The organism is Desulfovibrio mangrovi, assembly GCF_026230175.1.
Lineage (GTDB): Bacteria > Desulfobacterota > Desulfovibrionia > Desulfovibrionales > Desulfovibrionaceae > Halodesulfovibrio > Halodesulfovibrio mangrovi.
The window spans coordinates 1,135,159-1,147,457 of record NZ_CP104208.1; the positions used below are offsets into that span (position 1 = coordinate 1,135,159).

At 55.9% G+C, this 12,299-nt stretch carries 10 protein-coding genes and 1 riboswitch; of the genes, 5 read left to right on the forward strand and 5 right to left on the reverse strand.

Going from position 1 to position 12,299, the window contains the following annotated elements; genetic code table 11:
* Positions 1 to 6 precede the first annotated feature (6 nt).
* The 5 genes from N1030_RS05200 to cimA all read left to right on the forward strand — a co-directional run bounded on the left by N1030_RS05200 (position 7) and on the right by cimA (position 5,442).
* Positions 7 to 1,590: an NAD(P)H-hydrate dehydratase gene (locus N1030_RS05200; RefSeq protein ID WP_265828116.1), complete on the forward strand. Its 1,584-nt coding sequence runs from the start codon at positions 7 to 9 to the stop codon at positions 1,588 to 1,590.
* On the forward strand, positions 1,569 to 2,021 hold the full coding sequence (locus tag N1030_RS05205) for a CBS domain-containing protein (RefSeq protein WP_265828117.1): 453 nt from the start codon (positions 1,569 to 1,571) through the stop codon (positions 2,019 to 2,021). Before N1030_RS05200 ends, N1030_RS05205 begins: the two co-directional genes overlap by 22 nt.
* 9 nt (positions 2,022 to 2,030) lie before the next feature.
* Positions 2,031 to 2,516, forward strand: coding sequence for a tRNA (adenosine(37)-N6)-threonylcarbamoyltransferase complex ATPase subunit type 1 TsaE (gene tsaE, locus N1030_RS05210; RefSeq protein WP_265828118.1), 486 nt, complete (start codon positions 2,031 to 2,033; stop codon positions 2,514 to 2,516).
* A 74-nt stretch (positions 2,517 to 2,590) separates the two neighbouring features.
* Positions 2,591 to 3,817: an aspartate kinase gene (locus N1030_RS05215; RefSeq protein WP_265828119.1), complete on the forward strand. Its 1,227-nt coding sequence runs from the start codon at positions 2,591 to 2,593 to the stop codon at positions 3,815 to 3,817.
* Positions 3,818 to 3,819: 2 nt separating this feature from the next.
* Positions 3,820 to 5,442: a citramalate synthase gene (gene cimA / locus N1030_RS05220; RefSeq protein ID WP_265828120.1), complete on the forward strand. Its 1,623-nt coding sequence runs from the start codon at positions 3,820 to 3,822 to the stop codon at positions 5,440 to 5,442.
* A 142-nt stretch (positions 5,443 to 5,584) separates the two neighbouring features.
* On the opposite strand, the gene ribB is transcribed toward cimA, so the two are convergent.
* From ribB to dnaG, 5 genes are all read right to left on the reverse strand, one after another.
* Positions 5,585 to 6,238: a 3,4-dihydroxy-2-butanone-4-phosphate synthase gene (gene ribB / locus N1030_RS05225; protein ID WP_265828121.1), complete on the reverse strand. Its 654-nt coding sequence runs from the start codon at positions 6,236 to 6,238 to the stop codon at positions 5,585 to 5,587.
* A 110-nt stretch (positions 6,239 to 6,348) separates the two neighbouring features.
* Positions 6,349 to 6,511: riboswitch (FMN riboswitch) on the reverse strand.
* Positions 6,512 to 6,620: 109 nt separating this feature from the next.
* Positions 6,621 to 7,703, reverse strand: a complete 1,083-nt coding sequence (locus N1030_RS05230; protein ID WP_265828123.1) for a GGDEF domain-containing protein — start codon at positions 7,701 to 7,703, stop codon at positions 6,621 to 6,623.
* A 114-nt stretch (positions 7,704 to 7,817) separates the two neighbouring features.
* Positions 7,818 to 8,537: a thermonuclease family protein gene (locus N1030_RS05235; RefSeq protein ID WP_265828124.1), complete on the reverse strand. Its 720-nt coding sequence runs from the start codon at positions 8,535 to 8,537 to the stop codon at positions 7,818 to 7,820.
* Between the two features lie 48 nt (positions 8,538 to 8,585).
* Positions 8,586 to 10,355, reverse strand: coding sequence for an RNA polymerase sigma factor RpoD (rpoD, locus tag N1030_RS05240; RefSeq protein WP_265828126.1), 1,770 nt, complete (start codon positions 10,353 to 10,355; stop codon positions 8,586 to 8,588).
* Positions 10,342 to 12,291 (reverse strand): DNA primase, encoded by a 1,950-nt coding sequence (gene dnaG / locus N1030_RS05245; RefSeq protein WP_265828128.1) that lies wholly within the window; start codon positions 12,289 to 12,291, stop codon positions 10,342 to 10,344. Before dnaG ends, rpoD begins: the two co-directional genes overlap by 14 nt.
* Positions 12,292 to 12,299: the final 8 nt, after the last annotated feature.

Sequence of the window (12,299 nt, forward strand, 5' to 3'; positions counted from 1 at the left end):
CCGCACATGAACAAGACACGGTTTACCCCCCTGCCCTCTCCGGCCGAAATGACCCTCTGGGATACAACGAGCATCCACAGCTTCGGCATCCGTGAAGAAATGCTCATGGAGAACGCCAGCCGGGAAGCCCTGCATGCCCTGCATGACGAGATCGGCCCGGTACAGGGAAAAAGCGTGCTCCTGTTCATGGGCAGCGGCAACAACGGCGGAGATGCCGCCGCACTCGCGCGACACCTGCATGGCCTTCAGGCCAACGTGCTTGTGCTGCACACGCGACCGCTTGCCGCCCACAAAGGAACCGCAGGGTATCATATAAGATTGGCACGCAGAACCGGCGTGCAATTCCAACTCCTGCGCCAGCGAACAATGGAATCACTGTCCGCTTCATGGTGCAATCCCGACTGCATCGTGGATGGCCTGCTCGGCACCGGATTCAAGGGCACGCTCAGGCAGGACATTCTCCCGCTCGTCCGCTGGATCAATGAACAAAGGGGCCGAAGCTTCATTTTTGCCCTCGACATTCCCTCAGGCCTTGACGGAATGACGGGCACCCCCTGTCCGGAAGCGGTTGAAGCACATGCGACAGTCACTTTCGAAGCTGCCAAGACCGGTCTTTTCATGCCCGGTGCCAACCACTACACCGGCACACTTCACATCCGACCAATAGGCATCCCCAGAGCGGTAAGGGAAAAGCATACTCCATCCTTCGAACTGCTGGACGCCTCAGTTGCAAAGCTTCTGCCGCGGCAGCAGCCAGACATGCACAAGGGTTCATCAGGCCACGTATTCATTATAGGTGGCTCCAGAGGCATGACAGGCGCGCCCATGCTTGCAGCTCAGGGAGCCCTGCGGGGCGGCGCCGGATACGTCACCATAGCAGCCCCCGAGCCCCTGCTGCCCCAAATTTCTTGCGGCCAACCGGACGTGCTTACCTTGGCAGTTGCCTCCGGCGACTTATGGGAAGGTATGGCGGGAGCAGCCCTCTATCAGGCGACGCAGCGTGCATCTGCATGCGTCATCGGCCCGGGCATGGGGCGTTCCGCCGGAGCGCTCTCGGCCCTTGAAGCCATACTTGGCAACATAGAACGCCCTCCCCTTGTACTGGACGCCGACGCCCTGTTCCTTCTGGCGCAGAGCACCTCTCTACGATCGCTGCTCCGGGAAAGCGACATTCTCACCCCGCACCCGGGCGAGGCCGCCCTGCTTGCAGGCATAACTACTTCGGATGTTCAGGCGGACAGACTAGCCACAGCCCATCGTTTTGCGTTAGAATACCCTTGCGTTACCATATTGAAGGGTGCAGGCACCATCATCGCCAGCCGGAATGCGCCGCTTGTCATCTCGCCTTTTGCCGTGCCCCAGCTTGCGGTGGCGGGCTCAGGCGACGTACTGGCGGGATTGACGGCCAGTCTGCTTGCGCAAGGTCTTTGCGCGCGAGACGCGGCTTGCCTGGGAGTATACCTGCACGGTTTGGCCGGATCGCTTCTGCAAAAGGAATTTCCCTGTCGCGGCAATACGGCACAGGATATTGCCGCCGCGCTCATTGCTGCAAAAAAGGAGACCGCATCATGCTTACCGCCCGCGATATAATGTCTACCAACGTTATTACGGTCACGCCGGAAACCGACATCCCCACTGCAGCACGCCTGATGGTGGACAACAAGTTCAACGGCCTGCCGGTTGTATCCAAAGACGGCACCCTTGTAGGCATCATCTGCCAGAGCGACCTTATCAGCCAGCAAAAGAAACTGAATGTCCCCACCCTGTTCACGGTACTGGACGGCATCATCCCCATGCGCTCCATGTCCGATCTGGATGCGGAAATGCGCAAGATTGCCGCCAGCAAGGTGTCGGAAGCCATGACCTCTGCCCCCACAACCGTACGGCCCACAACCCCCATTGACGAAATTGCCTCTCTCATGGTGGATAACCAGTATCATTCGCTGCCTGTCGTCGAAAACGGACAGGTGGTCGGCATAGTCGGCAAGGAAGACATTCTGAAAACCCTCATACCCGGATAACAGGCTACCGTGCATCTGAAGTTACACGATTCCGAAACTACCGAACTTCTGGGGCGGGCCGCCGCCTCGGCCTTGCAAAAGGCTGGCGCGGTCTGTCCCATTCTCTTTCAGGGGCCGCTCGGCAGCGGCAAGACAACGCTGGTAAGAGCCCTTGTCGAATCCCTGCCCGGCGGAGAAAACGCCGAGGTCAGCAGCCCCAGCTTCAACGTCTACAACATCTATCCCACCCGGCCGGAAGTGATTCATTACGACCTGTACCGGCTGGAAGGATCTCCCGTGGACAGCAGCTACCATGAATTCCTTGATGAAGGTCGATCCCTGCTGCTCGTCGAGTGGGCGGAATTCATTCCGCAAGCCGAATGGCCCGATGAGTGGTTGCTTTTTCGCTGGGTTCCATGCGATGAAGGCCGTCACGTCGAGATTTCATACTGCGGTGCTTCCGCAAAACGTTTCTACGACGAATTGCGTCTTCTGGTGGAACATATACGCCAGTAGGGTTGGGTGATGGGTCGAAGACGGCCAGAGGGCCGTCCTGTGGTATAACCCCTTCAACAGACAAAGGAATCGGTATGCGTATTCTGGTTCAGAAATTCGGGGGAACTTCCGTTGCCAACCTTGAGTGCATGAAGCAGGTTCGCGAGAAAACTCTTGCCGCGAGAGCCAAGGGGTACAAGGTAGTTGTTGTCCTTTCCGCCCGTTCGGGAGACACCAACAAGCTGCTTGCCCTCGCTGATGAATATTCTCGCGATCCTGATCCTGCGGAAGTAGATTCCCTTGTTTCCACCGGCGAACAGGTTTCTGTCGCCCTGTTCTCCATGATTATGAAGGATGCTGGCATCAAGGCCCGCTCGATTCTGGGATTCCAAGTTCCCATGAAGACCGATCAGGCTTACGGCAAGGCCAGAATCCTTGGCATAGACAGCGAAAAACTCACTGCGCTGCTCGATGACTATGACGTGCTGGCAGTTGCCGGTTTCCAGGGCATTACTGAAGACAATCGCATCACGACCCTCGGTCGCGGCGGTTCCGACACTTCTGCCGTGGCACTGGCCGCAGCCCTTGGCTGCGAATGCGAAATCTACACTGACGTGGACGGTGTTTACACCACCGACCCCAACATGTGCAGCACCGCCCGTAAAATGGACAGAGTGTCGTATGACGAAATGCTGGAAATGGCCAGCATGGGTGCAAAAGTTCTGCAAATCAGGTCCGTGGAGTTCGCCAAGAAGTACAAAGTGCCCGTGCACGTACGCTCCACCTTTACCGACACTCCGGGAACATTAGTAACGCAAGAGGATTCTACCATGGAAGCAGTTCTCGTTTCTGGCATTGCCTATGACAAGGATCAGGCACGTGTAACGCTGCGCGACGTACCGGACGTTCCCGGTGTGGCCTACAGCCTTTTCGGCCCCCTTGCCGACAAGGGTGTGGTTGTCGACATGATCGTCCAGAACCCGAGCCGTAACGGCAAGACCGATATGACCTTCACCGTACCCCGCGGTGATCTGAAGAAGACTCTGGCCCTGATGGAAGAAATCAAGCAGGAAACCGGTGCCGCCGAAGTGCTGCACGACCTGCACGTTTGCAAGGTTTCCGCCATCGGCGTAGGCATGCGCAACCATTCCGGTGTTGCAGCCAAGGCTTTTGAAGCTCTTCGTGCCATGAACATCAACATTCTCATGATCAGCACTTCTGAAATCAAGATTACTTGTCTGATTGAAGAAAAGTACACTGAACTGGCGGTTCGCACCCTGCACGACGCCTTCGGGCTGGATAAAGACTCCATGCTTGGCTGATCATGAAAAAGATACAGATATACGACACGACGCTTCGGGACGGTACCCAATCTGAAGACATCAACCTCAATAACGAGGACAAGATCAAGATCGCGCTCAAGCTTGATGAACTGGGCGTGGACTTCATCGAAGGTGGCTGGCCGGGTTCCAACCCTGTGGACCGTGCATTTTTCAATGAGATACAGAACTATCAATTGAAAAATGCGCGCATTGCCGCGTTCGGTAGCACTCACCATCCCAACTTCCTGCCGGAGAACGATCCGAATCTGCGCAGCCTGTTGGATTCCGGTGCCAGCGTATGCACCATTTTCGGCAAGACATGGAACATCCATGCCACAGAAGCCCTTCGTGTTCCCGAAGAGCGGAACCTTGAAATTATTCACGATTCCGTGGCATACCTGCGCTCTCAGGGCAAGCCGGTGTTCTTTGATGCAGAACACTTCTTCGACGGATACAAATCCAATCCGGAATACGCTCTTGCCGCCATAGGCAAGGCATTTGAAGCCGGTGCGGAAGTGCTTGTGCTCTGCGACACCAACGGCGGAACCCTCCCCTCCGAGGTTTCAACCATCATAGCCGAAGTGCGCAAGGCACTGCCGGAAGCCAACATAGGCATCCATACGCACAACGACTGCGAAATGGCAGTTGCCAACTCCATAGCGGCCGTACAGGCAGGTGCTGTACATATTCAGGGAACCATGAACGGTGTGGGCGAGCGCTGCGGCAACGCCAACCTCTGCTCCATCATTCCCGTTCTTGAACTGAAGTGTAACGGTGCTTACACCACCATACCGCGCGAGAAGTTGCAGCTTATTACGGCAGCCTCCGCATACGTCTCCGATGTCGCCAACCTGCAGCCCTTCAGCCGCCAGCCCTTTGTGGGACGTTCGGCTTTTGCGCACAAGGGCGGTATCCATGCCAGCGCCGTCAACCGCCTGGCAATGCTGTACGAACACGTAGACCCCAAGGAAGTGGGCAACCGCCAGCGCGTGCTGCTCACGGAACTGGCCGGTCGCGCCAACATCGTAAGCATGGCCCGCCGGTTCGGCTTCCATCTGGATAAAGACGAACCTGTGGTGAAGGGCCTGCTCAACGAGCTGAAAACCCGCTCCAGCATGGGCTATGACTATGCTGCCGCGGAAGCCTCGGTTGAACTGCTACTGCTCAAGAAACTGGCCCGCCGCGGGGTCCGTGAATTCTTCAACCTTGTCCAGTTCCGCGTACTGGAACAGAAGGATTCACAGGGCAGGGAGCCCTTCTCTGAAGCTTCTGTCATGGTCGAAGTTGAAGGCATAACCGAGCATACTGCCGCAACGGGCCGGGGCCCGGTCAACGCGCTGGACAACGCACTGCGTAAGGCGCTGATCGGCTTCTATCCCCGCCTCAATGAAATGCGTCTGCTCGACTTCAAGGTACGCGTCATGACTGCGACCAACCCTGACGGGGGCGGCACAGCATCCGTCGTGCGCGTACTCATTGAGTCCGGCGACCATCAGTCCCGCTGGGTGACAGTCGGCGTCTCGTACAACATTATCGAGGCAAGCTGGCAGGCTCTTGTGGATTCCATCACGTACAAACTCTACAAAGACGAGTACGAGAAACGGAAAAACGAGCAGGAAGCCTAGCCCTCCAAAGAATAAAAGGCCGGAACTTGAGTTCCGGCCTTTCTTATTGGCTTTTGGTAAAAACGTCGGAAGGATATCGCCATACACGCCGCTAGTCGTTCAGCGCGGGGCAGAGAGGGGTATACGGTATGCGTAACGCGGATTAAGAAGCCTTGCGTTCCATCTCCATGCGGTACTGAACCACATCTTCAACCGTCAAAACAGGCATTTTATACTTCTTGCCCAGTTCGACAATGTCCGGCAGACGGGCCATGGAACCGTCCGGGTTGGTCACTTCACACAGTACGCCGCAAGGTTCGAGCCCTGCAAGGCGCATCAGGTCAACGGTTGCCTCCGTGTGGCCACGGCGGACAAGCACGCCGCCATCACGGGCGCGAAGCGGAAACACGTGCCCGGGACGATGCAAGTCGGCTGGTTTGGCCGTGGCGGATGCCGCGGCCTTGATCGTACGCACGCGGTCCGCTGCGGAAACACCGGTGGTTACGCCTTCGGCAGCCTCAATGCTGACCGTAAAGGCCGTCTGGTGTTTGCTGTCGTTCTTTTCCACCATCATGGGCAGCTTGAGCTGGCGCACTTTCTCATCCGTCAGGCACAGGCAGACGATGCCACTGCACTCACGGATAAGCATGGCCATCTGCTCCTGCGTCAGATGCTCTGCGGAAAAGATGAGATCTCCCTCGTTCTCTCTGTCCTCATCGTCAGAGACAAGTACGCCCTGCCCGTTGCGCAACGCTTCCAGCGCACGCTCAACACGCTCAAACGGGGTACCGAAAGAGGACAACAATGACTGATTCATGGTAACTACTCCTGTAGTATACAAACCAGAATCAGGGCGCGGAAAAAGACAGAAGCCGGAAAGAGACTCCGGCGCAGGGGACACGAATGCCCTCGGCGGGATGCTGACTGTCTTATACTCTTCCATCCGGACTATGACCGTCGGCTCTGGCATTTCACCAGATCTGCTGACCTCCGCATCCATTGACCATCGCCGGAGCGGAGCGCTCGCGGGCTCTCCGAAGCAACTCGGAATACCGCCGGTAGGGAGTTTCACCCTGCCCTGAGAATAAGCAGCCGGAATCTATCTCCCAATCCCCCGCCCTGTCAACAGCAGAGAGCATACCCATAAAAAAACCTCCCTGAACGGGAGGTTTTAAGACTGATAGAAGCCAAACGTCAGGCTATTGGCCGGAAACAATCACAAAGGTATTTGACTTGACGCCGGGAACGCATTTGGCAACACGGTTACGCCCGGCACCCTTGGCATAATACATCGCTTTATCCGCAGCATCGATCAAATTCTCCTGATAGGCCCCCTTCCATGAAGGGTCTGCCTCGGCGATACCGCTGGAAATGGTGATATTGATCCCCTTTCGAAGAATATCCCCATTACTGTCGCGAATAACAAAATTATAACGTTCCATGCGCTTGCGGATATCACTGGCAAGCTCTTCGGCAATAAGCGCAGAGGAACCACGAAGAATGACAGCAAACTCCTCGCCGCCATAACGGCAGGGATGCACCTCAAGCCCTTCACTGCCGAAAACTGCAATGGACTGACGAATAAGACATGCCACCGTAGTGAGAGCCTGATCGCCTATGCGATGGCCAAACTCGTCATTGAAGTCCTTAAAAAAGTCGATATCGAGCATCATCAGTGCAAGGGGAGCATTATTGTCCTTCCAGTCCGCAATGCCCCTCTCAAGCACCTCGTCAAAGGCACGGCGGTTATTGAGTCCGGTCAGCGCGTCGGTCTTGCTCAGTTGATCCAGCGTCTCCATATCCTGCTCCATCAGGTTGATCACCTCACGGAACGTGGCTTGAAGCAAGGAAACGATCTCTGCCGAATCCTGACCGCTCGTCACGGCCTCCACGCTACGGGCCTCCAGATGCTTTACATCACCCTTGCGACGCTGCATCAACCGCTTGAATTCCTCGGCGAGCTGCACCGTTTCCTGCAGGGCAGCATTGAGACGCTGCTCATAGGGAGCAACAAGAATCTCCCGGTCACGCATGAGCACTTCACTGAAGCGCTCCTCGCTGAAGTCCTGCTGCTTGAGCACATCGACCAGCAAGGCCTGAACCTGACTCTTCTGCATTTCGGAAAGATAGGAATAATCAGCCAACCCGCGCATATAGAGAATCAGAGTACGCCACTTTGCGTCACGCGGCACTCCGGCTTTATCCAGCATCTCGCAGAATTTGCCATCCTGCGTAAAGTCACAGGAAGTTGCACGGTTGCACTGAGGATCAAGTAAAGGCATTACCATTCAACCTGTATGAGCTAGATGGATCCAGCCCCCATAACCGGGAGCAAACACACTATGATTATGACTATTCCTGAATATGCCTCAAAAACAATCAGATGTCATCGCATTCTATTGGTCGGGCCAAATGCCGCAGTGGCGTGCGGGGCTATACCCAAACGCAAACGCCTCATCAATGCTTGAAAACTCAACCCTGTTCTTTCGTGCTATTCTTCCCGCTCCATCACAGGACGGGGTAAACAGGCGCATACTTCGACGATTGGCTACATAAAGCGCACCACCAGTGTTCATGCTTTTCAGAACTTGCCACATGCCGATACGAATCTTCAAGGCTCTGCGTTGCAAAGCAAGCAGGGAGTTGAAATACCCTTCGGGCAGATCGTCATGATAATAAACCATGGCAGCCCCCTCAGAGACCAGTATTTCGTTCACATTCTCCCCGCCCGGCAGCATGACTTCAGCCAAAGTGCGACCGTAACGATCTTTGGACGGAGAGGAAGGTCTGACGATCACGATGTTTCCCAGAACCATGGAAGCAAGAAGCGCACGTGCCTTGGCGGCATAAAACTGATCAGACGCGCCATTTTTCCCCATTTCCGGTGCATCTATCCCGAGCAGCCGGACCACCTCGCCATGAGCAAGGACAAGGGTATCGCCATCCGGCACAAAACGGACCACCGCCCTTATCTGCTGCTCTTTGCCGGCATCACCCGCAGATGCATCTGTAGCAGAGACTGCAACAAATGCGCATACAAAAAACAGAGTGAGGAGGCGTACCACCGCCGTGGACGCGTAAGCAACCCGTAACCGTAAGACAGAAATGCTTTTCATCTTCATACCTGAAAAAAAAGGGCGGCCCAGAGGCCGCCCTTTTGTCTGCTAGCTTTCGTAGTACGAACGCAGCGTCTGGCTACGCACAGGATGGCGAAGCTTTCGAAGCGCCTTGGCTTCGATCTGACGGATACGTTCACGAGTAACGTTGAAGAGCTTGCCCACTTCTTCCAGCGTGTGGTCGGACTTTTCGCCGATGCCGAAACGCTTGCGCAGTACCTGCTCCTCACGGGGAGTCAGATCTGCCAGCACGCTGGCAATCTGCTCGCCGAGCTTGGTGTTAACCACTTCTTCGGCAGGCGCAACAGCCTTCTTGTCTTCAATGAAATCGCCAAGGCTGGAATCTTCTTCGTCGCCAATGGGAGTTTCAAGAGAAATCGGCTCCTTGGCAATCTTGAGGACCTTCTTCACCTTGTCGATGGGATAGTCCATACGCTCCGCAATTTCTTCAGGAGTGGGGTCACGTCCCAGTTCCTGAACAAGGTAGCGGGAAGTGCGGATAAGCTTGTTGATCGTTTCGATCATGTGCACCGGAATACGGATGGTGCGCGCCTGATCCGCAATAGCGCGGGTGATGGCCTGACGAATCCACCATGTGGCGTACGTGGAGAACTTGTAGCCACGCTGGTATTCGAACTTGTCCACCGCCTTCATGAGACCGATGTTGCCTTCCTGGATCAGGTCGAGGAACTGCAGGCCACGGTTGGTGTACTTCTTGGCGATGCTCACCACGAGGCGCAGGTTGGAACGGATAAGTTCCTGCTTGGCACGCATGGCGGCGCTGTTGCCGCGCTTGATGCGCCAGAGCACTTCCTCAAGATCGGTCACGTTGTGACAGCACTTTTCCTGCAGGCGCTTGAGGATTTCGATCTTGCCCATGATCATTTCCTTGAAGGAGAACAGCTCCTCCACGGTCAGGCCAAGCTCGTCCGCAGCAACAACAGGATTGATTTCACGTTCCTCCAGCTTGGAGAACAGGGTCTGAATATCAGCCTGCGTCTTGCCGGTGGAAAGGATATACGCGGAAAGATCGCGCTGACAGTTATGCATCTGTCGCACATAGTCTTCCACAGTCTCGATAATGCGGTCGATGAGCGTCTTTTCCAGCTTGATGTCGCGCAGACGAAGGACGATCTCTTCCTTGTAGCTGATGATTTCCTTCTGCAGGCCGGCAACACGCTTGTCCAGCGTGGCGCACTCGTCCAGCTTCAGGTAAATCTTCTTGCGCTTCTTGTAGACGGACTTGATCTCATCAAGCAGCTTGATAACGCGTTCGCGCTGGTTGAGCTCGTCTTCGCTGGGATCATCTTCCTCAATGGTTTTAACCACATCCTTCAACTTGATGCGGTTTTCCTTGAGGTCGTCACCCACATGGATAAGCTCTTCAACAGCAACGGGCACTTCAACAAGGGCGTACAGTACGTCCTGCTCGCCCATTTCTATCTTCTTGGCGATGACAACTTCACCGTCACGGTCCAGCAGGGGCACAGCTCCCATTTCCCGCAGATACATGCGCACGGGGTCCGTGCTGCGGGTGGCGTAATCGGCAGAATCTTCATCGTCAGTCAGTTCAATATCGACCTCACCGGCATCCTCGTCAGACTCGCTGGGCGTAACGGCAATGGCCTTGCCTTCTTTTTCCGTGTCGACAATGGCAATGTCGAGCTGGTCAAAGATGCCGATGATCTCTTCGATCTGCTCAGGCGTGTTGACTTCGGCAGGCAGCGCCTTGTTGACCTCGTCAAAAGTCAAAAAGCCGCTGACCTTACCCTTGGCGATGAGGGTTTTGATCTGCTGGATGTCCTTAATATTCCCCATTGGACCTCCCCAAGGATTCTTTTAACACACGAAGAAATTCCATATCCGCGTCCGGTTCGCCACCCTGTTTCATATGCCGCATGGCGGCTACGAGGGATTGCCCTTGCTGCTGGCGGCGGTTTCGTTCCAGAAACTCGCAGACATCACGAAGCTCTTCCTGTTCCTTTTCAGCCGGAACCGAGCTTTCAACCCTGTTCCGTATCCAAAATTCCTTTTCTTTTCCACTAAGGTACATGGCGACATCGCCTGTACCGTATTCCAGGACCGCCTCCCACAACCGTTCTGCCCACGGCGACTGCAGCAATTCACGCCCGCCGTGCTCCTCAAGTACGGATTGCAGGTGCGGATAACGCACTAAAAACAAGAGAACAGTTTCTTCCAGCGGCACCGCCAACGAAGGCTTTACCGCAGGTGGTTGCGGAACAGACGGCTGGCGACGTGCGCCTCCCCTGTTCCCGGCAGGACCACCGGAGCGTCCGGCAGGAGCCTGGGCCTGCGCCCCCGACCATCCCTGTCGATCACCCTGTCTATTCTGATACTGACGATTCGGCTTTCCGCCCTGCCGCTGTGCATATGCCGGTCCACCTGCGGTGCGGCCACCCGCTTCTGGGTGCCAGCCCGGACCGTTTTCTATGCCATATCGGGTAGCGGCCGGTCGCTTCGGAGCCATGGTGCTGCGCAAATCCGCCTCATCAAGCCCCAAGCCACTGGCAAGCCGGGAAATATAAAACGAGCGCAGCTCAGGCTGCACCAGAGAATCCAGAAATTTCGTCACCCATTCCAGCACTTCGCGGGGAGCCCACTGCGAAACCGTGCTCATGCAGTAATCCACACCGTCCGGCGCCGCCTGCAGTTGCTGCTCAAAGGCTTCCGTGCCCTGCCCCTGCAACAGGCTGTCCACATCCTCGCCATCGGGCATGAGCACCACGCGGCATTGCATGCCCCGGCTCAGGATCATCTCACAGCTTTTGAGGGCCGCTTTTCTGCCGGCCTCGTCCCCGTCGAAAATAAGATCGATGCTGGAACAGAAACCGCCAAGCCGCTTCACCTGTTCAGGCGTCAGGGCCGTGCCAAGCACCCCGCAGGCATTCTCGTAACCGAACTGATGCAGGGTGAGAACGTCCATGTACCCTTCGGTGAGCAACGCGCGCTTCTGGGCAGTAATGGCTCTGCGCGCCTGAAACAGTCCGTAAAGGTGCTCACCTTTCTTGTAGATGGGCGTATCGCTGCTGTTGATGTACTTTGCCTGTTCCTTGGCCTCATCCTTCACGATGATGCGGCCGCCGAACGCGATAACCCGCCCTGCCAGATCCTTGATCGGAAAGATCAGTCTGCCACGGAAACGATCATATATATTGCCACGGTCATTGCGGGAAAGCAGACCGGATTCCACGCCCTGCTCCGGGGTAACCCCTTCCGCTTGCAGAGCATCGCCCAGCGAATGCCATTCATCCGGTGCCCAGCCAAGCTCAAAGGCTTCCACAATCTGCGGCGCCATGGAGCGGCCTGCAATATACTCACGACACTGCGTGCCCTTGGGAGACTGCAGACAAGCCGTGAAATGATTCCGTGCAATATCATACATGCGCAGGCACTGACGTCTGACATCACGATCCTGCTGCACGCGCGGATCAGGCTTGTATTCCTGAAGCTCCACACCGGCCTCTTCGGCCAGCTGGGCTATGGCTTCGCGAAACTCGAGGCCATTGATCCGACAGTAAAAATCGATCAGGTCGCCGGATGCATGGCACCCGAAACAATAAAAGAACCCGTCATGTTCATTGATAGTGAACGAGGGGGTCTTCTCCTGATGGAACGGACACAGACCTTTCCAGCGCCCGCTTACATGCCGCAACTCCATATAGCGCCGCGCCAAGTCTGCGAGGTTCAAACGGGCCTTGATTTCCCGAACTGCTGAATAGTCCCGACCGCTCATGTGAATAC

What these genes read in the sequence shown, in the direction of transcription:
- rpoD (WP_265828126.1), bottom strand. Translation starts at nt 10,355, where the DNA reads ATGGGGAATATTAAGGACATCCAGCAGATCAAAACCCTCATCGCCAAG.
- N1030_RS05205 (WP_265828117.1), top strand. Translation starts at nt 1,569, where the DNA reads ATGCTTACCGCCCGCGATATAATGTCTACCAACGTTATTACGGTCACG.
- N1030_RS05230 (WP_265828123.1), bottom strand. Translation starts at nt 7,703, where the DNA reads ATGCCTTTACTTGATCCTCAGTGCAACCGTGCAACTTCCTGTGACTTT.
- dnaG (WP_265828128.1), bottom strand. Translation starts at nt 12,291, where the DNA reads ATGAGCGGTCGGGACTATTCAGCAGTTCGGGAAATCAAGGCCCGTTTG.
- N1030_RS05235 (WP_265828124.1), bottom strand. Translation starts at nt 8,537, where the DNA reads ATGAAAAGCATTTCTGTCTTACGGTTACGGGTTGCTTACGCGTCCACG.
- N1030_RS05215 (WP_265828119.1), top strand. Translation starts at nt 2,591, where the DNA reads ATGCGTATTCTGGTTCAGAAATTCGGGGGAACTTCCGTTGCCAACCTT.
- cimA (WP_265828120.1), top strand. Translation starts at nt 3,820, where the DNA reads ATGAAAAAGATACAGATATACGACACGACGCTTCGGGACGGTACCCAA.
- ribB (WP_265828121.1), bottom strand. Translation starts at nt 6,238, where the DNA reads ATGAATCAGTCATTGTTGTCCTCTTTCGGTACCCCGTTTGAGCGTGTT.
- N1030_RS05200 (WP_265828116.1), top strand. Translation starts at nt 7, where the DNA reads ATGAACAAGACACGGTTTACCCCCCTGCCCTCTCCGGCCGAAATGACC.